This window comes from Niallia sp. NCCP-28, assembly GCF_023168165.1.
Lineage (GTDB): Bacteria > Bacillota > Bacilli > Bacillales > Cytobacillaceae > Niallia.
On sequence record NZ_BQYJ01000016.1, the window covers coordinates 19464 to 42118 of the forward strand.

The 22655-nt window shown below is 38.9% G+C and carries 19 protein-coding genes; 14 read left to right on the top strand and 5 right to left on the bottom strand.

All coding sequences use genetic code 11. The annotated features are described in order from the left end of the window. Positions 1-5: 5 nt before the first annotated feature. The 9 genes from arfA to mmsB all read left to right on the top strand — a co-directional run bounded on the left by arfA (position 6) and on the right by mmsB (position 10344). A complete protein-coding gene (gene arfA / locus NCCP28_RS22100) occupies positions 6-1514 on the top strand; it encodes an arabinosylfuranosidase ArfA (protein WP_282579600.1) in 1509 nt (502 codons plus the stop codon). A gap of 15 nt (positions 1515-1529) precedes the next feature. Then, positions 1530-1664, top strand: coding sequence for a hypothetical protein (locus NCCP28_RS23685; protein ID WP_282579598.1), 135 nt, complete (start codon positions 1530-1532; stop codon positions 1662-1664). Positions 1665-2155: 491 nt separating this feature from the next. Then, entirely contained in the window at positions 2156-4222 is a 2067-nt protein-coding gene (locus NCCP28_RS22105; RefSeq protein ID WP_248563367.1) for a BglG family transcription antiterminator, read from the top strand. Then, positions 4219-4485, top strand: a complete 267-nt coding sequence (locus NCCP28_RS22110; RefSeq protein WP_248563368.1) for a PTS sugar transporter subunit IIB — start codon at positions 4219-4221, stop codon at positions 4483-4485. The genes NCCP28_RS22105 and NCCP28_RS22110 overlap by 4 nt, the downstream gene beginning before the upstream one ends. 24 nt (positions 4486-4509) lie before the next feature. Then, positions 4510-4776, top strand: coding sequence for a PTS sugar transporter subunit IIB (locus tag NCCP28_RS22115; RefSeq protein WP_248563369.1), 267 nt, complete (start codon positions 4510-4512; stop codon positions 4774-4776). A 27-nt stretch (positions 4777-4803) separates the two neighbouring features. Continuing rightward, positions 4804-6072 (top strand): PTS ascorbate transporter subunit IIC, encoded by a 1269-nt coding sequence (locus tag NCCP28_RS22120; RefSeq protein WP_248563370.1) that lies wholly within the window; start codon positions 4804-4806, stop codon positions 6070-6072. Between the two features lie 384 nt (positions 6073-6456). Continuing rightward, positions 6457-7536, top strand: coding sequence for a multiple monosaccharide ABC transporter substrate-binding protein (gene chvE / locus NCCP28_RS22125; RefSeq protein WP_282579599.1), 1080 nt, complete (start codon positions 6457-6459; stop codon positions 7534-7536). 81 nt (positions 7537-7617) lie between these two features. Further along, complete coding sequence (gene mmsA / locus NCCP28_RS22130; protein WP_248563371.1) at positions 7618-9126, top strand: multiple monosaccharide ABC transporter ATP-binding protein; 1509 nt, start codon at positions 7618-7620, stop codon at positions 9124-9126. A 102-nt stretch (positions 9127-9228) separates the two neighbouring features. Next, positions 9229-10344 carry a multiple monosaccharide ABC transporter permease gene (mmsB, locus tag NCCP28_RS22135; protein ID WP_248563394.1) on the top strand — a complete coding sequence of 372 codons (1116 nt, stop codon included), beginning with the start codon at positions 9229-9231 and terminating at the stop codon, positions 10342-10344. Positions 10345-10534: 190 nt separating this feature from the next. Here mmsB and NCCP28_RS22140 read toward each other — a convergent pair whose 3' ends face one another. The 5 genes from NCCP28_RS22140 to nikC are packed head-to-tail and all read right to left on the bottom strand — an operon-like array spanning position 10535 to position 15823. Then, complete coding sequence (locus NCCP28_RS22140; RefSeq protein ID WP_248563372.1) at positions 10535-11989, bottom strand: chlorohydrolase family protein; 1455 nt, start codon at positions 11987-11989, stop codon at positions 10535-10537. A gap of 27 nt (positions 11990-12016) precedes the next feature. Next, the gene (locus tag NCCP28_RS22145; RefSeq protein WP_248563373.1) at positions 12017-12979 is read right to left on the bottom strand and encodes an ABC transporter ATP-binding protein; all 963 of its coding nucleotides are present in this window, start codon (positions 12977-12979) and stop codon (positions 12017-12019) included. 1 nt (position 12980) lies between these two features. Next, a complete protein-coding gene (locus NCCP28_RS22150; protein WP_248563374.1) occupies positions 12981-13997 on the bottom strand; it encodes an ABC transporter ATP-binding protein in 1017 nt (338 codons plus the stop codon). Between the two features lie 15 nt (positions 13998-14012). Continuing rightward, on the bottom strand, positions 14013-14933 hold the full coding sequence (gene nikB, locus NCCP28_RS22155) for a nickel ABC transporter permease (RefSeq protein WP_248563375.1): 921 nt from the start codon (positions 14931-14933) through the stop codon (positions 14013-14015). Positions 14934-14944: 11 nt separating this feature from the next. Further along, positions 14945-15823, bottom strand: coding sequence for a nickel transporter permease (gene nikC / locus NCCP28_RS22160; protein ID WP_375709444.1), 879 nt, complete (start codon positions 15821-15823; stop codon positions 14945-14947). A gap of 238 nt (positions 15824-16061) precedes the next feature. Between nikC and NCCP28_RS22165 the strand changes: the two genes are divergently transcribed. The 5 genes from NCCP28_RS22165 (at position 16062) to NCCP28_RS22185 (ending at position 22653) form a co-directional block, all read left to right on the top strand. Next, on the top strand, positions 16062-17609 hold the full coding sequence (locus NCCP28_RS22165; RefSeq protein ID WP_248563376.1) for a glutathione ABC transporter substrate-binding protein: 1548 nt from the start codon (positions 16062-16064) through the stop codon (positions 17607-17609). Between the two features lie 90 nt (positions 17610-17699). After that, on the top strand, positions 17700-18944 hold the full coding sequence (locus NCCP28_RS22170) for an amidohydrolase (protein ID WP_248563377.1): 1245 nt from the start codon (positions 17700-17702) through the stop codon (positions 18942-18944). Next, on the top strand, positions 18944-20200 hold the full coding sequence (locus NCCP28_RS22175; RefSeq protein ID WP_248563378.1) for an amidohydrolase: 1257 nt from the start codon (positions 18944-18946) through the stop codon (positions 20198-20200). The genes NCCP28_RS22170 and NCCP28_RS22175 overlap by 1 nt, the downstream gene beginning before the upstream one ends. A 35-nt stretch (positions 20201-20235) precedes the next feature. After that, the gene (locus NCCP28_RS22180) at positions 20236-21480 is read left to right on the top strand and encodes an amidohydrolase family protein (RefSeq protein WP_248563379.1); all 1245 of its coding nucleotides are present in this window, start codon (positions 20236-20238) and stop codon (positions 21478-21480) included. Between the two features lie 15 nt (positions 21481-21495). Continuing rightward, a complete protein-coding gene (locus NCCP28_RS22185) occupies positions 21496-22653 on the top strand; it encodes an amidohydrolase family protein (protein WP_248563380.1) in 1158 nt (385 codons plus the stop codon). The last annotated feature ends 2 nt before the right edge of the window (positions 22654-22655 follow it).

Genomic DNA, 22655 nt, shown 5'->3' on the forward strand with positions numbered 1-22655 from the left:
GATCGATAATGATGAAAAAAGCGAATATGGTTTTAGAGAAAGACTTTAAAATTGCCGAAGTTGATAAAAGAATTTATGGATCTTTTATTGAGCATCTTGGTCGGGCTGTATATGGCGGCATCTATGAGCCGGGACACCCGAAAGCGGATGAAAGGGGCTTCCGCAAAGATGTGGCCGAATTGATTAAAGAACTGCAAGTCCCGATTATCCGATATCCTGGCGGCAATTTTGTATCCGGATATAATTGGGAAGATGGCGTTGGACCAGTGGCTGATCGCCCTCGCCGATTAGAGCTTGCCTGGCGGACAACGGAAACCAATGAAATTGGCACAAATGAGTTTATGAAATGGGCAGAAAGCGTTGGAGCAGAAGTAAATATGGCGGTTAATCTTGGAACACGGGGAATCGATGCCGCACGAAATTTGGTCGAATACTGCAATCATCCAGAAGGCTCCTACTACAGCGACCTGCGCATCAAGCACGGTTATAAAGAGCCCCACAAAATTAAAACATGGTGCCTTGGCAATGAAATGGATGGCCCTTGGCAGATTGGCCACAAAACAGCATCCGAATATGGGCGCATAGCTGTTGAAGCAGCAAAAGTCATGAAGTGGGTTGATCCAACAATTGAGCTAGTAGCATGCGGAAGCTCCAATAGAAGCATGCCGACATTTGCCGAATGGGAAGCAACGGTACTCGATCATACATATGATCATGTTGAATATATATCCCTTCATCAATATTATGGAAACCGTGATAATGATATTAAAAACTATTTGGCGCAATCTTTGGAAATGGATGATTTTATTCAATCTGTCATTTCCATTGCTGATTATATTAAAGCAAAAAAAAGAAGCAAAAAGAAAATCAATCTTTCCTTTGATGAATGGAATGTGTGGTATCACTCCAATGAAGCGGATAAGCTGATCGAACCTTGGAGCATTGCGCCGCCTCAATTGGAAGATATCTATAATTTTGAAGACGCTCTACTTGTCGGCTGCATGCTCATTACGATGCTGAAACATGCAGATCGTTTAAAAATTGCCTGTTTAGCACAGCTTGTAAATGTTATTGCGCCAATTATGACTGAAGAAAATGGCCTGGCATGGAAGCAAACGATTTTTTACCCGTATATGCATGCATCTGTATATGGAAGAGGAATTGCCTTAAATCCGATTATCTCTTCCCCGAAATATGACAGCAAAGATTTCACCGATGTGCCGATGCTAGAAGCAACTGCTGTATATAATGAAGAAAAAGAACAGCTTACCATTTTTGCGGTCAATAGAGATACAGAAGATGCCTTAGAACTTTCCTGCGATATCCGCAATTTTGAGAACTATCAAGTAGTTGAGCATATTGTGCTGGAAAATCCTAATATCAAGGAGACCAATTCTGCTGTCAACCAGTCAGTAGCACCGCATACAAATGGAAATGCACAAGCAAATGATGGATCTGTCTCTGCAATGCTGCCAAAATTATCATGGAATGTGATTCGATTGGAGAAAAGGTAAAGCAGTGATCTCTCGATGAAAGTTGATAAAAAAGAGAAGGAAGTTGATAAAAAGTCAGCAGAAGTTGATAAAAAGTCAGCAAGCCTTGAGCGAGTTGATAAAAAAACAGAAAAGTCGATAAAAAAGGGAAGGAAGTCGATAAAAAGCTAGCAGAAATTGATAAAAAACAAGCAAGCCTTGAGCGAGTTGATAAAAAAACAGAAAAGTCGATAAAAAAGGGAAGGAAGTCGATAAAAAGCTAGCAGAAATTGATAAAAAGTCAGCAAGCCTTGAGCGAGTTGATAAAAAAACAGAAAAGTCGATAAAAAAGGGAAGGAAGTCGATAAAAAGCTAGCAGAAGTTGATAAAAAGTCAGCAAGCCTTGAGCGAGTTGATAAAAAAACAGAAAAGTCGATAAAAAAGGGAAGGAAGTCGATAAAAAGCTAGCAGAAATTGATAAAAAACAAGCCATCATTGAAAACAGAACAGTTAAATGGATTAAGAGGAAAAACCAGTGAAGAAAATCTTTGCTGGTTTTTTGCTGTTTATCTTTTGTGCACATTAGAGTATATTGTTGTGCAGATGATTCCACAAGAAACGGACTTAAAAACAATACAGATTTATTAATTGTGGATGTATAGTAAAAATAGGAGGTCAAAAGGATGTTTTTAGATGAAAGAAGTGCTCATTTACTTAAGCTATTGCAGCACTCATCTAATTTAATGATGAGTGAATTGGAATCGCAAACGGGCCTGACTCGAAGGCAGCTCCAATATGATATCGGAAAAGTCAATGATTGGCTTCACTCTCATGGATATCAGCCTATTGACTTCAGCCGAAGTATTGGCTATTTTTTGCCAGATAAAATTCTAGAAGAAGATTTGCAGATTAAAGCAATTAAAAAGACGTATGTGTTTACAGAAGCAGATCGGGAAAAAGTTTTTTATCTTTTGCTTTTGCTTAGCCAGGAGCCGCTGTCACTGTATCATTTTCAGCATATAGCGGGAGTATCCCGCAATACGGTGCTAAAGGATATACAAAGATTAAAGGAAAAGGCAAGTTCTCAACAGCTTGAAATACAATATTCCAAGTTAAATGGCTATCTCGTCAAAGGTGATAGTGCCACCAAAAGATTAATAATAGAACAGCTTATACATGAAGTATGGAGCAGTACAAATAGTCAACTCATTATTGATTGTATTTGGGGAGAATATACAAAACAAATTCAAAATATTCAAATGCAGCTAGAAAAGATAGAACAGCAAGAGGGAATCCGATTTACAGATGAACGGCTGCAAGAATTGACTTACTTATTTTTAAGTACAGACTTGCTTATTGGAAAAAAGGAAACATTGCATGTCATCAATAGCTGGGAAGAGCTGATTTATACACCAGAGTATCAATTAGTGGGACAAATGCTTGAAACAGATGCTTTTTTGTCAAATTGGAGTCAAACAGAGCGCCTATATGCAACATTGCATCTTTTAAGCATGAATCGAGTAAAAGATGTGTCTCCACTTAAAGAAGACAGCATTATTCGAGACCTCCTTCGGCAAATTGTAAAAGAATTTGAAAAATTATCATGCATCCATTTTCAGGACAAAGAACTTCTCTATCAACAGCTTTATGTTCACTTTCGGCCTGCGTATTATCGAATGCAATATCGCATTTCAGCTATTAATACAATGAAGGAACGCGTTCAACGAGTATATCCTGAATTGTACCATATCACGAGAAAATCGTTATGGCCGGCAGAAAAAGCGATCGGGTGCATGATACCAGACGATGAAATAGCCTATTTTACCATTCACTTTGGAGGGTGGCTTCGCAGGCAAGGCGCTACATTGGATGATAGAAAGCGTGCTATTGTTGTTTGTCCAAATGGAATCGGCATAAGCAATATCTTAGTTTATACATTAAGAGAATTATTTCCTGACCTTTTATTTTTAGATGTTTTATCTGTACGGGATGCTGCTGCTTATCCGCTAGCATATGACCTGGTGTTTTCAACCGTGCATCTTAGGACAAAAGCGGCTTTATTTGTAGTCCCCCCTATTTTAGAAATGCAAGACAAGCAAAAGCTGCGCCAACAAGTCATGATGGAATTGTATGGGTATACAACACAAAACTTAGATATAGCTTCCTTAGTGAAAATTGTTTCCCAATATGCGACCATCCATGAACCAAATCAGCTTGAAAAGGCACTGCAATCACATATTTATACACAGACACAAAAGGTAAATAAACATTCATTGGAAGGAGCCGAGAAACCAGTGTTAGAAGAATTGCTTACACCAAAAACTATTCAATTTCAATCAAGAGTTTCCAATTGGAAAGAAGGAATTCAAGTTGCAGCAAAACCTCTTCTTGAATTAGGAACAATTGAGGAAAGATATGTAGACTCCATGATACAGTCTATTGAAGAAAATGGACCATACGTCATTATTACTCCAGGGGTGGCAATCCCCCATTCCCGTCCGGAACATGGCGTACGTTCTTTATCTATGAGTCTTTTAAAGCTAGAAGAAGCAGTAGACTTTGCACCAGGCAAATCAGTACAGCTTATTATTGTCTTAGCTGCTGCAGACAGTGAATCCCATTTGCGTGCATTAGTGCAGCTGACACAATTGTTAGGTGAAGAATCAAATCTTAAGAATATCTTAGAAAGTTCAGACAAAATGCTGCTATTAGATTATATTCAACGATACTCAAAGGAGGAAACATCATGAAAATTATGGTTGTCTGCGGAAATGGATTAGGAAGCAGTTTTATTATGGAAATGAATGTGAAAAAGGCGTTGACTGAAATGGGAAAAACAGCGGAAGTGGATCATACAGACCTAACATCAGCAAGAACGGTGCAGGCGGATATTTATATAGGGGCAGCAGATATTGTCGGGCAGCTTGATGATGGAAGCCGAACAATTGTAACACTAGAAAATATGATGAGCATTCCAGAAATTAAATCCAAACTAGAAAACCACTTAGCATAAATAAAAAAGACTAGAGGAGGAAATATGATGAAAATTATGGTTGTTTGCGGAAATGGACTAGGAAGCAGTTTTATTATGGAAATGAATGTGAAAAAGGCATTGACTGAAATGGGAAAAACAGCGGAAGTGGATCATACAGACCTAACATCAGCAAGAACAGTTCAGGCGGATATTTATATAGGGGCAGCAGATATTGTCGGGCAGCTTGATGATGGAAGCCGAACAATCGTAACATTAGAAAATATGATGAGCATACCGGAAATTACGTCAAAACTAGAAGCACACCTATAAAATATATCGGTGAAGGGGTTAGAGGTTATGTTAGACATCATTATGAATGATATATTGGGAACACCGGCCATATTAGTGGGACTCTTTGCTTTAGTTGGATTGCTATTGCAGCGCAAAGCTATTGCAGAAGTTGTATCCGGCACGTTAAAAACGGTAATGGGTTTTCTTATTATCGGAGCTGGGGCCACTGTTTTAATCGGATCATTAGATATATTCGGAAAAATGTTTGACCATGCTTTTAATGTGGAAGGTGTAATACCGAACAACGAGGCAATTACTGCTGCCGCTCAAAGTGAGTTTGGAACAGCAACTGCACTTATTATGGTATGCGGGATGATTGTTAATATCCTCCTTGCAAGATTTACACCATTTAAATACATCTTTTTAACAGGACATCATACATTATTTATGGCATGCTTAATTGCTGCTACATTATCTGTCGGTGGATTGCATGGTGCACCCCTTGTAGTAATCGGTGCCATTATTTTAGGGTTATGTATGGTTTTATTCCCGGCAATGCTTCAGCCATATGTTAGACAGATAACAGGAAGCGATGATTTTGCCATTGGACATTTCGGCACAATCGGATATTTTGTATCGGCAACCGTTGGGAAATGGTTTGGAAACAAGAAAAAAACAACGGAAGATATTAAAGTTCCCAAATCTCTTGGATTTTTGCGAGATACATCAGTAGCGGTGTCTCTTACTATGGTATTGTTTTTTGTGATTGTTGCATTATTTGCTGGACGCACCTTTATAGAATCAGAACTTTCCGGCGGATCAAACTTTATTGTTTTCTCCTTTATGCAAGCTATTACGTTTGCTGCAGGAGTATATATTATTCTAGCAGGCGTACGTATGCTGATTGCTGAAATCGTTCCTGCGTTTAAAGGGATTGCTGAAAAGGTAGCTCCAAACACAAAACCAGCTCTAGACTGCCCAACTATTTTTCCCTTTGCACCAAATGCAGTAATCATTGGATTTTTAGCTAGTTTTGTAGCAGGACTTCTATCCATGTTTTTGCTTCCTGTCGTAGGATTAAAGGTAATTGTTCCAGGTTTAGTGCCCCATTTCTTTACAGGAGCAGCAGCTGGGGTATTTGGAAATGCAACTGGCGGCAGACGAGGAGCAATGCTTGGTGCATTTGCAAATGGAATCATTATTAGTTTTATACCGGCATTATTATTAATCTTCATGGGAGAGTTAGGTTTTGAAGGAACAACCTTTGGAGACTCAGATTTTGGAATTATAGGGATTTTGATTGTAAGTATTTTAAAAATGTTTGGAGCGGCTTAAAGGCAGAAGATTATTTCTGCCTTTTTTCTATACAAAAATCCAGAAAAATGGAAAATGAACTAAAAACCATACGAGGAAAAAGAAATGAATAAACAATAGGATCACAGCACTTATCTTCCTATTATAAAAAAACCTCCAGCAATATCTATGTGCTGTCCCTCTACTATTTTCATAATCAAAATGTATACAAAGCTACTAGAAAACGAGACCATATTCTAAATCCATCACTCATCCCAAAAAACAATTTTGTACGTACAAATTTCCGGCATAATCAAAAATAGGTGTACATACAGTTAATAGTGGGGTTTGCCACCGTGACAAACTTATTTTTAAAAATGAAAGCGCATACTTTAATCTATTAAACAAGAAGGGTTGGGAGAAAGGATGAAAAGGCTTTTCGCATCATTATTTGTACTTGTATTAGTTTTTTCCATGGCTGCTTGTTCAAGCGGTGGTGGCAACGGAGGCAAAGAGGAAGGATATGTAGGCATCAGCATGCCGACAAAATCTTCGGAGCGGTGGATCAGCGACGGCAAATATATGAAACAAGAATTTGAAAAGCAAGATTATAAAGTAGATCTTCAATATGCAGAAGATGTGGTGGAAAATCAAGTGTCACAAATTGAAAATATGATTACAAAAGGTGTGGATGTACTCGTAATTGCCGCCATTGATGGGGAGGCACTGACAAATGTGTTAGATAAAGCCCATAAACAAGATATTAAAGTTATTGCCTATGACCGCTTAATCAAAAAAAGCGAATATGTCGACTATTATGCCACATTTGATAACTTCCAAGTGGGTGTGCTGCAAGGAAGCTATATTGTCGATAAATTAGGATTAAAGGATGGAAAAGGGCCATTTAATATTGAACTGTTTGGCGGTTCACCTGATGACAATAATGCCTATTTCTTTTTTGACGGGGCAATCAGTGTGCTAGAACCTTATATGGATTCTGGCAAATTAGTAGTAAAAAGCGGGCAGACAGAGTTTAAGCAAGGTGCTACATTGCGCTGGGACGGGGCCACTGCACAAGCGCGCATGGATAACTTATTAAGCGCACATTATACAAAAAATCGCGTCGATGCGGTTCTTTCTCCATATGATGGCATCAGCATTGGCATTTTGTCTTCTTTAAAAGGTGTAGGCTATGGGACAGCTGAAAAGCCGCTGCCAGTGGTAACTGGGCAAGATGCAGAACTTGCTAGTGTGAAATCAATAATGAATGATGAACAGACCCAAACAGTGTTTAAAGATACGAGAGAGCTAGCAAAAAAAGCAGTAGAAATGACACAAGCTGTTCTTCAAGGGGAAGAAGCGGAAGTAAATGATACAAAAACATATGACAATGGTGTAAAAGTAGTGCCTGCTTATCTTTTAGAGCCGGTTTCTGTCGATAAAACTAACTACAAAGAAATCGTCATTGATAGCGGCTATTATAGTGAGTCAGAGTTAAGCAAATAAAGAAATAGCTTCTGTTTGGCAAGCGATTCTATAATAAACTGCCAAACAGAGGCCCTTCTCTATTTTTAAGGGGCGGTGACAATGGCAGCAATATTAGAAATGAAGCATATTACAAAAGAGTTTCCTGGTGTAAAAGCATTGGATGATGTGAATTTATCCGTACAAGAGGGCGAAATCCATGCATTATGCGGGGAAAATGGTGCAGGCAAATCTACACTAATGAAAGTGTTAAGCGGTGTGTATGCACATGGTACTTATGATGGAGCTATTTATTTTAATGAAGAGGAATGCAAGTTTAAAGATATACGAGACAGCGAATCGAAAGGAATAGTGATTATCCATCAAGAATTAGCATTAATTCCTGACTTGTCGATTGCCGAAAATATTTTTTTAGGCAATGAAATCAAAAAGCATGGGGTCATCAATTGGAATGAAACCGTGCTGAAAACACGGAATCTTCTAAAGATGGTGGGGTTAGAAGAAAATCCGAATACAAGGATTTCCTCTATTGGTGTAGGCAAGCAGCAGCTGGTGGAAATTGCGAAAGCACTAGCAAAGAAGGTAAGGCTTTTGATACTGGATGAACCAACAGCAGCACTTAATGAAGAGGATTCTAGCAATCTCTTAAATCTGCTGCTTGAGTTTAAAAAGCAGGGGATGACAAGCATTATGATTTCCCACAAGCTCAATGAGATTGCCAAAGTCGCTGATCATATTACGATTATCCGTGACGGCAAAACAATCGAAACATTAGAAGTGCAAGATGGCATCTCAGAAGATCGAATCATTAAAGGAATGGTAGGGAGAGATTTGACGAATCGTTATCCTGTCCGTGTGCCAACAATTGGCGACACGATATTTGAAGTGAGGGACTGGCATGTTTTCCAAGGGGAGCGGGAGGTCTTAAAATCAATTAATCTTCAAGTGAAAAAAGGGGAAATTGTCGGCATTGCTGGATTAATGGGTTCTGGAAGAACGGAACTTGCGCGCAGCATTTTCGGCAGGTCCTTTGGAACAAAAATTACAGGGGCACTGTACAAAAATGGCGAAGAACTAGCCATAAAAAATGTGGCTGATGCTATTTTCAAAGGACTAGCTTATGTAACAGAGGACCGCAAAAATGATGGATTGATCCTAATAGAAGATGTTAAAACAAACATTTCCTTATCCAGCTTAAAAAAAATATCAAAAAGGCTTGTCATTAATGAGCAGCAGGAAGTGGAAGAAGCAGAAAACTTCCGGAGCAAAATGAATATAAAAAGTCCAAGCATCTTGCAGAAAACAGGCAATTTAAGCGGCGGCAACCAGCAAAAGGTTGTGCTCAGCAAATGGATATTAACAGATCCGGATATTCTTATGCTTGATGAACCGACAAGAGGCATTGATGTCGGCGCCAAATATGAAATCTATACGATTATTCATGCTTTAGCTGCGGAAGGAAAAGGAATTTTGCTTATCTCATCAGAATTGCCTGAGCTGTTAGGCATGTGCGATAGAGTATATGTGATGAGCGAAGGCAAAATCACCGGCGAGCTTTCCAAGAATGAGGCAACGCAAGAAAATCTAATGAAATATATGACTAGAGATTAGGGGGAGAAGAAGGTGAAACCAGGTTTGCCACTGCAAGAACAGCCAAAAGGTAAAGTTGCACAAATTTTATATTTGCTTACAAATAATCTTCGTCAGTATGGCATGTTTACATCGCTAGTCTTGATTATGCTGCTGTTCCAGTTTTTAACAGAAGGGATTCTGCTGCGGCCTTTAAATATCACAAACTTGATTTTGCAAAATAGTTATATTCTAATTCTTGCGATTGGCATGGTGCTTGTCATTATTACGGGTCATATTGATTTGTCAGTCGGCTCTGTCGCTGCGTTTGTTGGAGCAATATCAGGAATTCTGATCATTAATCATGGGATGAGTGTACCTCTTGCGATTTTATTATCCTTGCTGCTTGGGGGATTAATTGGGGCATGGCAAGGTTTCTGGATTGCTTATGTAAAAATTCCCGCCTTTATCGTGACACTCGCTGGCATGCTTTTGTTTCGGGGATTAACGATGCTTGTCTTAAAGGGGCAATCTGTTGCGCCCTATCCAAAAAGCTTTCAAGATATCAGCTCTGGATTTATCCCTGACTTGTTTGGAGGGGACACTCTTCATTTATTGACGATTGCAATTGGCATTCTATTTTCGATTATTTATATCATCAGCGAACTGCGCCTGCGCAAAACGCAGCTTCGTTACCAGTTCGCCGTATCTTCTAAAGGCTTATTTGCCGTTAAGCTTGGGGCAATGGTTGTTTTGCTGAATGTATTTATGTATATCCTCGCGACTTATGAAGGAATTCCAACGATTTTAATTATATTGTTTGCGCTGATTCTGCTGTACAGTTTTGTGATGAAAAAAACCGTACTAGGCCGCCATGTATATGCAATTGGCGGCAATGAAAAAGCGGCAAGTTTATCAGGAATCAAAACGAAAAAAGTAACTTTTTGGGTATTTGTCAATATGGGAGTCCTTTCTGCTCTTTCTGGACTGATCTTTGCGGCAAGATTAAATGCTGCCACTCCAAAAGCCGGCAATCTTTTTGAACTGGATGCCATCGCTGCTTGTTTTATCGGGGGAGCTAGTGCATACGGCGGCATCGGCACAGTCGGAGGCGCCATTGTTGGCGGACTTGTTATGGGTGTAATGAACAATGGCATGAGCATCATCGGCCTTGGCATCGACTGGCAGCAAGCAATCAAAGGACTTGTGCTCCTTTTTGCCGTCGCATTTGATATTTATAATAAAAATAAAGTGTTGTGAATGGAAAAAAGAACGATTCCCTCAGGAAGGCATGGGGGAATCGTTCTTTTTTGTATGATTGCTGCGATTTTAGAGCAGTTTGCTGCAGTTTTCCGGCAAGTTGCTTCGTTTTTTCTTCAGATAGCTATTTTTCGACAAAAATCGATAAAAATCTTCCAGTTCTGTATCTAAGTAGCTTCTGGATTGTACTTTATAGCCCTTTAGCAAAAAGCTTTGTTTGTCCAAGGTGTTGATAATCTCTTTCTAAGTAGCTTTCTTTTAATTTTTGAAAATAAGATTGCGCTCTTTTCTTTAAATCATCTAAATTAATCCCTGGAAGTTGGCGGTCTTTCATTACTATTTTTCCATTGATGATGGATAGAACAACATCCCTTCCTGTTGCAGCCATACACATGGTAATAAAGGGATCATCAATTGGCCCAATGTGAAATCCAGAAAGATCAATGGCAATAAAATCTGCCTTGGCCCCTGGAGAAAGTCTTCCTAAATCGGGTCTTCCTAGGAAATCAGCTCCGCCAATTGTCGCAGCGTAAAAAATATCTCTAAATCTAGAATTCTCCATTTTCCCCTCATTTACAATACGAGATAGCATAGAAGCTGTCCGGATATTCATAAACATATCAGGCGGAAAAGTATCTGTACCAATAGCGAGAGGGATTTCTTTTTCTTTATATGCTGCAAATGATTTTAATGCTGTGCCATGCCGTCCAATAATAAGAGGACAATGAATAATGGTAGGTTGTGTTTCTTTAAGCAGCTCTAAGTCAGAACCATAAATATTTGTATCTCCTACACTTTCAGATGTAAAGGTGCAATGAGGAATTGCTGTATTCTGATCTAAAAAATCTAAATCATATAAATAACCAATTGGCGTTTTTCCATATGTTTTTGTTATATAATCATATTCAAATTTACCTTGCGCTGCATGAAGCCTTATCGGAACTCCTAATTCTTTGCTGTACGCTTTTGTTTGTTGGAGCAGTGTTGGCGTTTGGGTCTCAATTCTTTCTGGAGCCAGCATTCCACGAATAAGGCCGCCGCTAGCTCCATCATATTTTTGAATAAACTGAACAGCGCGTTCTAGACCAGCCTGTCCTTCTTTTTCATTGAATGCCACCGTTATTTCGCCATCCTCTGATACGATTCGCATTCCCCCTTGATAACTTGGACCTAAATAGATGCGCAAACCAAGTTTTTCCGCATGTTGAGCAGCGGCTTCAAGCTCCTCCAAAGTTTCTGCCCATCGTTTGTAAAATACAGATGTAATCGGCATGGCGGTAGTAGTGCCATTCAAAACAAGCTGAGCATAGGCATATAATGATTTAAATGCTTCTTCTTCTGCGGAAAAAAACTCCTTTGGCCCGTTATCATAATACTCTTTTGACCATAATAGATTTGCCTGCATATGTTTTGGCTGTTCTGTATGAATAGAATCATGATCAATATCACCAAGAGCATTTAAATCAATAAAGCCAGGGCTAAGTATGGCATTTCCCATATCAATTGTTGCATCTACTGTCTTAGGGAAAGAGGGCCCCACATAAAGGATAGTGTCTCCCTCATACACTATTTCTGAATTTTTTAGTAAGATATGCTTTTCATTTTCATATCCAATTACATAATCAGCTTTCACTTTTGTTCTCATCTGTTCATTCCTCCTCCATCAAAATGTTTATATTAGATGACATGCAGCACTTTGATTTACGCCCACTTTTTTTAACTCAGGTTCCAAAGTTTTGCACTCGCTTGTTGCAAAAGGACATCTTGTATGAAAACGGCAGCCTACAGGTGGATCGATTGGTGATGGGATGTCTCCTTTTAGTACGATTCTTTTTTGTTTCTCAGCAGAAGAAGTAGAGGGAATCGCAGATAAAAGGGCTTTTGTATAAGGGTGCTTTGGGTTTTTAAAAATGTCTGTTTTGTCCCCGATTTCAACAATCTTTCCTAAATACATGACTATTACACGATCAGAAACATGCTTGACGACGCCTAAATCATGGGAAATAAAAAGATAGGCTAATTTATGTTTTTTTTGCAAAGTTTTTAATAGATTAAGGACTTGTGCCTGTACAGAAACATCCAGTGCAGAAACTGCTTCATCACAAATAATTAAACGAGGTTCCACACTTAGGGCCCGGGCAATGCCAATACGCTGCCTTTGTCCTCCACTGAACTCATGGGGATAACGGTTTATCGCATGCTCGCTTAAGCCCACACTTTCTAAAAGTTCTATTATTCGCTGCTTTCGCTCGGATTTGGAACCCTTTTTGTGAATAATAAGGGCTTCTTCTAGAATACTGCCTACCTTTTGTCGAGGATTTAGGGAAGCGAATGGGTCTTGAAAGATAACTTGCAGATTTTTGCGCATTTCACGGAGTTCCTTAGCATTTGCTTTAAGTAAATCTTTGTTAAGAAATTCAATTTTTCCAGTGGTTGATTTCACCAGCCGAAGAATTGCTCTGCCGATTGTAGACTTGCCGCAGCCTGATTCTCCAACGATACTTAATGTTTCTCCTTCTGCTAAAGTGAAGCTAATATCATCAACAGCCTTTACATGGTTGACGGTTCTTTCGAGTACTCCGCCTTTAATAGGATAATATTGTTTTAGTTTGTCTACTTTTAATAATGTTTCCATCTTACCTTTCCCCCTTAGTGACTGCCTCTGTTTGTTTACAGCTGTCCTCATATATCCAACACCTTATAGAATGATTCTTGGAAATTTGTGTGAATTCTGGATTTCTTTTTATACAAATATCCTTTGCATAGGCACATCTGGGAGAAAAGGGGCAGCCTGATGGCATTTCATTTGGGCTTGGAACAGATCCTTCCATCGCTTCTAGCATGTCTACTTCCTTATCCATGCGTGGGATTGATCGAAGCAATCCGATTGTGTAAGGGTGTTTGGCATTTTCGAATAAGTCATCTACATAAAGAGATTCGACAATTTGTCCAGCATACATAACCGCCACACGATCACATGTATCAACGATTACTCCAATATCGTGGGTGATAAGCAGAATAGCCATGCCAAATTTATTTTGTAAATCTTTCATTAGTTCTAGTATTTGTGCCTGTATCGTAACATCCAATGCAGTAGTAGGCTCATCTGCAATTAATAAACTGGGCTGACAGGCAAGGGACATGGCAATCATCACACGTTGCCGCATTCCACCGCTTAATTCAAAAGGTTCTTGCTTTGCCCTTTTTTCTGGAGAAGGAATTCCAACTAATTTCAACATCTCAACTGCTTTTTCCCAAGCTTGTTTTCTATTAAGACTATGATGTCTTCTAAATACTTCCGCAATTTGTTCTCCAATCGAGTAGACAGGATTTAATGAGGTCATGGGCTCTTGAAAGATCATTGATAGGGTATTTCCCCTTAACGCCTGCATTTCTTTTTCGCTTTTTTTTAGTAAATTATCTTTTTTAAACTTAATTTCTCCTTCCACCATATGTCCATGCATAGTATCCAATAACCTCATAATGGATAGGGAAGTAACGCTTTTCCCACTCCCAGATTCTCCAACTAATCCAATAGTTTCTCCTTTATATACATTAAATGTGACGCCATTAACTGATTTATTAATTCCTTGATTTGTTTGGAAATAAGTTCGTAAATTTTTCACTTCAAGAATTATCTCTTTATTTTGCATTGTAATTCCCCCTTTCTAAGCTGCATCTGTTCGTTTATTAAATTTCCGATATAAGATATCCACTAGTAAATTCACAAAAACGAAAAGCAACGAAGCAACGAGAACGCCACCTTGCACGACAGGCAAGTCCCGCATTTTGATTGCATCGACGATCATTCTCCCTAATCCATTGATAGAAAAAACAGACTCAATAATAACAGCGCCGCTCAGCAAGGAGCCAAATTGTAAGCCAATAACCGTAATGATAGGGATAAGGGCATTTTTAAGGGCATGTTTATAAACAATAATGTTTTCGCGCAAGCCCTTTGCTTTTGCTGTTCGAATATAATCTAGGCGAATGACCTCTAGCATGCTTGAACGTGTCATACGAGCGACCACAGCAGCACCCATTAAGCCAAGCGTGATAGCAGGAAGAATCATTTGCTGAACGGTTCCCCATCCTGATGTTGGCAAAAGTCCTAATTTAACAGAGAAAATATAGATTAGCATCAATCCGATCCAGAAACTCGGAAAGGAGACGCCGATAAGCGAAACAATCATTAATATTCGATCAGACCATGAGTTTTGTTTTGTTGCAGAAACAATCCCTGCAATAAGACCGATAAAAATCGTAATCAAGATAGATACAAGGGATAATGCAAGTGTGGTCGGCAAACGGAACATGACTTCATCAATAACAGGACGATTGGAGCGATAGGATAATCCAAAATCTCCGTGTAAAACATTTCCGATGTAATGAAAATACTGTATAAGAAATGGTTCATTAAGCCCTAACTCTTCTCTTACTTTTTCCACTACCTCTGGAGGAGCACTTTCTCCAACAATTAGGGTGGCAGGGTCTCCTGGTACAAGATGCATAATGAGAAAAATAATAAAAATAACACCTAACATAATAGGAATGGTTTGGATAATGCGTTTTAAGATAAAAGTAAGCACGTAAATCCTCCTTATTTTTTCATTCTGGGATCAAGGGCATCCCGAAGACCATCACCAAATAAATTAAATCCCAAAACTAAAAGCGATATTGCAAGTCCTGGGAAGATAAGCAAATATGGTGCAGTGAAGAAGTAAGATCGAGCATTGCTTAACATTGCTCCCCATTCCGCGGAAGGCGGCTGTGCTCCTAATCCTAAGAAAGACAGGCCAGCTGTGGATAGGATGACTGTTGCTAAATTTAATGTTACTTGTACAATAATCGGCGACAAAATATTTGGAAAAATATGCTTGGTGATGATGCGCAAGTGGCTTGCACCTAATGCTTGGATAGCATCGATATATTCCAGATTCTTAATAGAAAGAACAGTTCCCCGCACAACTCGAATAAAAATAGGAATTTTAAATATTCCAACAGCAATAGCTACGTTCATTAAACTAGGGCCTAGAGCACTTACAATGGCAAGAGCGAGAAGAATGCCAGGAAAAGCAAGGAGTATATCTGTTATACGCATAATAATGGTATCTGCGATTCCCCCTATATAACCGGCAATCATGCCAAGCGCTGTACCAATAGCGCCTCCAAAAGCCAAAGAAGCGATGCCAACTAGCAAAGTCAGCCTGGAACCATAAATAAGTCGGCTTAGCACATCTCTTCCCTTATCATCTGTGCCAAGCCAATGATCCATAGAAGGTGGCTGCATTGTTTTAGTCAGATCGATTTTATAAGGGTCATATGGTGATAGAATAGGGGCAAATGCTGCCATAAGAAAAAATAGCAGAATGATAATCGCGCCAATATAAGCCATTTGATTGTTTCGATAAAACATGAGCTGTATAGACATCCACTTTTTTCTTTTTGGGATTTTTCCCCTGTGTATAGCAGGTTGAATTTCTGCCAGTTCTTGTTTCAAAGTTCATTCCTCCTTATATAAAATAATGCTTGTACAAAAATTAATAAAAAAAAAGGTGGAAGTAAATATATTATCTGATTATTGTAAAAATATCGAAAATAAATGTAAAAATTTTAGAAAAATTCTAAAAATAGTCCGTTTATAATGATTGTAGAAGTTGCGAAAACAACGATGAAACAAAATTTTCTAGGCAAATCAAAAAGGGAGGAAGAAGAATATGAAGAAAAGTTTAATGCTTATAGTCTTATTGATTTTTGTTTTTTTAACAGCTTGCAGTTCAGATGAAACAGCAAAACAAGTAGAAGGAACAAAGGAGGGAACGGCTGGAGGAACGCTTGTAGTAGCAAGACAGTCAGATGCTGAAAGTCTTGATCCTCAATTTACATCCTCCATTTCCACTGTTAGTATTGTTTACCATCATGTGTATGAGAACTTAGTTCAATATAATGAAGATAGAGAAATAGAACCGATGCTTGCCAAAAGCTGGGAGCAGCTAGATGACTTAATATGGGAGTTTAAACTAAGAGATGATGTGAAATTTCATGATGGGACGCCATTTAACGCAGAAGCAGTAAAGAAGACAATTGACCGTTCGCAAGATCCGCAAGTGGCATCTCCAAGAGCTATTATGTTCAGTTCTATTAAAGAAGTAGAGGTAGTAGATGAGTATACAGTGAGATTTCATTTGAAAGAACCATTTGCACCGCTTCTTTCCAACTTGGCAAGTCATGAAGGAGCCATTCAAAGTCCAAAGGCATTAGATGAAATGGGCAAGGATATTGGTCAGCATCCTGTTGGAACAGGCCCGTATAAATTTGTGTCATGGACACCGGGATCAGAGATTGTTGTAGAGAAGAATAAAAATTATTGGGGAGAACCAGGAAAACCAGATAAGATTGTTTGGAAGATTACGCCAGAAGATTCTACTCGAATTGCGATGCTAGAAACAGGAGAAGCTCAAGTGGCAGAACCAATCCCTTTCTCTGAAGTCAAAAGAATTGAATCTTCTTCTAATATGAATTTATATCGCAGCGATTCAATGGGAACAGAGTGGATTGGCTTTAATACAAAAGCGAAGCCCCTTAATGATGTTCGCGTGAGACAAGCAATCAGTTATGCAGTGGAACGGAGTACATTAATAGATGGCGTCTTTAATGGAATAGGCAAACCAGCTAAATCTACATTAGGTGAAAAAGTAATAGGATATTCTGATGACTTGCCAAGCTATGACTATGATATTGATAAAGCGAAGAAATTGCTGAAAGAAGCAGGTTATCCTGATGGATTTAAACTTACTATCTCAACTACAGATTTGCGCGAGCGACAAAATTTGGCAGAAGTGCTTCAGTCCCAGCTAAAAGGAATAGGCATTGATTTAAAAATAAATGTAATGGAAGCAGGAACTTTTTATGAAGCGGCCGCAAAAGGGGATATTGAGATGTTTATCTCTGCATGGAGAAATGCAACGGGAGATGGTGATTACAATCAATATAACCTGTTTTACAGCGCCTCTAAAGGAGCTACTGGAAACTATTTCTTTTATGACAATAAAAAAGTTGATGCTCTTATAGAAGAGGGACGTGCTGTAACGGACAGCAAAAAGCGTGATGAGATATATAAAGAATTGCAGCAAATTGAATTAAAGGATGCCCTATATATTCCAGTTCGAACGCTTGAGAATGTTGCAGCTACAGGAGAAAATGTCGGTGGAGTTGAAATTACTCCAGCAGGTTATCTTCAATTAATGAATGTAACGATTAAATAAAGAAGATAGGGTCATTTCCAATAAATAGATGATTTTCCTTAGAATGACCCTATTTAATAAAAGTGCATAAATCAAAGCGGAGGAAAATATATGGCTTTTTATATTAAAAATGTTCTTCTAGAAACAGGATATATAGAAGAAAAAAATCAAATAGCAGCAACTTCTGCTAGTCTTTTTCACATTTATGTAAAAGATGGGATTTTCCAAAAAATAATTCCTGCGGGTCATCCAGTAGACGTCAATATTTCTAGCATAGATGCCAATAGACAATTATTGCTTCCGTCTTTTGGACAAATGCATGTTCATCTAGATAAAACTTATTTTAGCGGAAAATGGAAAGCGGTAACTGCTGTCAAAAACCGTTTTGTGCGCATTGAAGAAGAAAAGGAGCTTTTGCCAAAGATGCAGTCTACTGCCCATCTCCGCGCAGAGAAAATGCTGCAGCATTTTTTAGCTAATGGAACAACAAGGGTAAGAACACATTGCAATATAGAACCGGTAAGTCAATTAGAAAATCTGGCTATTACACGTCAAGTATTAACGGAATTTTCTGGGGGAATAGCTGGAGAAATTGTGGCATTTCCCCAGCATGGTTTACTTAGAAGCAATTCTGAGAAACTGATGCGAGAGGCAATGAGAAGTGGTGCCACTATCGTTGGAGGGGTCGACCCTGGCACATTTGATGGGAATATTGAGAATTCACTTTATACAACAATGGATATAGCAGTAGAAGCAGATGCGGATATAGATATACATTTACATGAACTTGGTGCCCTTGGAATATTTACCATTAAATATTTGGCAAAGTTAATAGAAGAGGCAGGCTGGCAAAATCGGGTAACGATAAGCCATGCGTATTGTTTAGGAACTGCTTCTTTAAAGGAAGTATTGGAGATTGCTGAGCTTTTGAATGGATCAGGAATTAGCCTTGCTTCTTCTGTACCGATGCGTTCTACTATTCCTATTCCGCTTTTGGCAGAGAAGGGAGTAAAGATTGATTTAGGGACAGATAATTTAGTGGATCATTGGTCGCCTTTTGGTACAGGTGCTGTTATTGAAATTGCCCGCAAACTTGCTGAAAGGTTTAACTTAACGGATGAAAAATCGCTCGGACAAACACTTCGGTATATAACTGGTGGAATAACGCCGCTGGATCACAATGGCCATAGAGTATGGCCAAAAGTTGGAGATAAGGCAGATGCAATTTTAGTAAATGCTACTTGTTCCGCAGAAGCAGTGGCTTTGAGAGCGAAAAGCAGCATGGTTTTTTATAAAGGAAATATTGTATTTCAGGATCAGTGGAAGGAAAATTTGATGCAAGGAGGAGTCAAGTAATGGAGCAAGCTTATTGGCTGACAAATGTTCGCTTAGAAACAGGCTATAAAACAGATAATGGGAGAGTGATAGGAACTATAACCGAGCTGCATCATCTCCTCATACAAGATGGCAAGATAGAGGATATCAAAAAAGCCTCAGAGGAAATTCAGGATGAACGGAAAAAAATTGATACGCGTGAGCTTCTTGCTCTTCCATCGTTTCAGGAAAGTCATTTTCATTTAGACAAATCTTATATTGGTGGAGAGTGGAAAGCGGTAAATCCCGTTAATAATCTAATCGAGCGGTTAGAAGATGAAGCGAAAATATTGCCGATCCAACTTGCTAAAGTGAAGGAACGAGCAAAGCTCCTAATAGAAAAAATAGCAGATGCAGGTTCTACCCATATTCGAACACATGTGAACATTGATCCATATGTTGGACTAAAACATTTAGAATATGTCCGTGAAGCTTTAAGTGAATACGATAATCGCCTTACATATGAAATTGTGGCATTTCCTCAACATGGTCTACTTAGGTCAGATGCAGAAAAGCTGATGAGAAAAGCTATGAAAGAAGGGGCAACAATAGTTGGGGGGCTTGATCCAGGAGGAGTAGATGGCTATATTGAGCGTTCTTTAGCAATGATGATGGATATAGCAGTAGAAGCAAATGCAGATATTGATATGCATTTGCATGATGGGGATTATTTAGGAATCTATACAATGAATAAGCTATTTGAAATGATTGAAGAAAGTGGATGGATTAATCGCGCTTCTATCAGTCATGGCTTTGCATTAGGGGGAATTCCTGAGGAGGAAGCAGAAGAAGTGGCAGATCGATTTATTGAACTTGGTGTGGGACTAAAATCTACTGCACCAATGCGAGCAAACACAACTATTCCCCCATTTCTTCTTTTAAAAAGGAAGGGGGTTTCGGTCGCGCTTGGCTGTGACAGCATGTTTGATTCTTGGGGATCCTTTGGAACAGCAGACATTTTGGAGCGCGTAGGCCGACTTGGAGAGTATTACCGATGGACTGATGAGCGCTCACTTGCCGAGTCATTAGGCTATATTACCAATAATAGGACACCACTTAATGCAAGCGGCACAAAAGTATGGCCAAAAATTGGAGACAAAGCAAATATCGTATTGGTTAATGCTACTTGTTCGGCAGAAACAGTCGCAAGAAAATCAAAAATTGCCTATGTATTGCATAAAGGCAAAATGTTCGAAGTTAATGAAAAGATTAGCACAGAGACATCTGTTTTTAGATAAGAATATATATTTGATAGAGAAGGGGAGGGAGCAAGGTGGATTTAGTCATTTCAAATGCTAGAATTCCTAATTATGATAGCTTAATGAATGTAGCGATAGATAAGGGAAAGATTGTATCGGTAATGCCTGCTTGCTGCATAGATAACCTAGCAGCGAAAGAAATAATTGATGCAAAGAAGAGCTTGCTTCTTCCTGGATTGATAGAGCCACATATTCATTTAGAGAAAGCATACATGCTTTCTTTAATGAAGGAAGATGCTTGTTCACTTTGGGATGCTATTCGGATAACCGCAGAACTTAAATCCCAGTTTACGAAAGAAGATATAAAAGAGCGCTCTATCAAAGTATTAAAGAACGCGGTTCTAAATGGTGTATCACATTTGCGCTGTCATGTTGAGGTAGATCCGATTCTTCAATTAAAAGCAATGGAAGTAATGCTCGAGTTAAAAGAGAGCTTTTGCCATCTAATTGATCTGCAAATTGTTGTTTTTCCACAAGAAGGAATCTTTACTCAGCCAGGCACTGCTGAATTAATGGAAGAAGCTCTTAGAATGGGTGGAGATATAGTCGGAGGAATTCCTTATAACGATCGAGATATGGAAGAGCATATTAATTATGTTTTCCATCTTGCAGAAAAATACAGAAAACCAGTTGATTTTCATGCGGATTTTTCGGATAATCCACAAGATTTAAGTATTTTAAAGATAGCGGAACAGACAATTAGAAGAGGTTTGCAAGGCCAAGTCGCTGCAGGGCATGTTACATCCTTAGGATCAGTTTTGTATGAACATGCTGTTGAAGTTGCCAAACAGATTGCCAAAGCAGATCTTTCTATTATTACCCTTCCTGCAACAGATCTTTATTTAAATGGAAGAGGAGATCAGGAAAAAATACGTCGGGGCATAGCACCTGTGCAACTTTTGCTTGAGCATGGAAGTAATGTTATCTTTGGGACAAACAATATCCAAAATGCCTTTACTCCTTTTGGCAAAGGGGACCCCCTCGATATTGCTTGGCTGCTTGCGCAAACCGCTTATTTCGGGAGCAAGCAAGATGCGGATATGCTAGTGGAAATGACAACTACTAGAGCTGCCAAAGCACTTAATATACAAAACTATGGAATACAAGAGGGCGCACAGGCCGATTTAGTATTAATGGAGGCAGCTTCCGTACGAGATTGTTTGATCAATCGACCAGAAAGGAAATATGTGTGGAAGCGAGGCGTCAAAGTAGCAACAACAAACATGCAACAAGAGCTTTTTAATATGGTGAAATGCTAAAAGGGAGGAGAAAGTTTGGAAAAGCTTATAAAAAATGTAAAGTTTGACAAAAAAATTTGGGATATAGAAATAAAGAATGGGGCTATTCGATGCATCGTATCAGCTGGAAGCTACAGGAATAATTCAATTGAGACATTTGATGCAAAAGGATTATTATATCTGCCTACTTTATCAGATATGCATTGTCACTTAGATAAACATTTTCTGGGGGAAGAATGGAAATCATTACAGCCTTTTACAACATTGCCAAACCAGCTGAAGTTTGAAAAAAATATGATGTCCTCTTTAAAAAACTCAGTGAAAACAAGGGCTGCTGTTCTATTAGAGAAAATGATGATGCAAGGGACAACGAAACTTCGTACACATGTAGATATCGATCCAGATATTGGTTTAAAGCATTTAGAAGCAATTCTTTTATTAAAAGAAGAGCTGCAGGACAAAATAGACATCGAAATCGTCGCATTTCCTCAGCAAGGACTCCTGCGCTCGAGTTCGATTGGAATCATGAAAGAAGCCATGCGAAATGGTGCTGATTTAGTAGGAGGAGTGGACCCAGCAGGCCTAGATAGGAGAGTGGAAGCAAGTTTAAATGCTATGTTTGAGCTGAGTACAGAGTTTAAAGCTGGCATGGATCTTCATTTACATGAGCCAGGACATCTTGGTCAATACACGATTGAATTATTGGCAGATTATACCCAGCAAGCCAATAAACAAGGGGATGTTGCTGTTAGTCATGCCTATTGTCTAGGGATGCTTGATAAGCAAGAGTTGCAAGGTACATTGGCTGCATTAAAGGAAAATCAAATCTCCATTATTTCTAGTGTCCCGATTGATCGTCCGATGCCGCCTATAGATTACCTGCTGGAAGAAGGAGTAGCCATTCAGCTAGGAACAGACAATATTCGTGACTCCTGGTCTCCATTTGGCAATGGAGATATGCTGCAAAGAGCTTCTAGATTAGCAGAAAAATGTGGATGGATAACAGATGAAAATTTAAGGAAAGCATTCTCCTTGATTACAAGTAAATCAATTACGCCGATGATTGGAGAAGATGCCGACTTTATGCTTGTCGAGGCAAAATCAATCGAGCATGCAATGGCTTCTATTCCAAATAGGGAAGCTGTATTTTCAAAAGGAGCACTGATTTCACAAGAGAAATTTGTTAGCGGATAAAA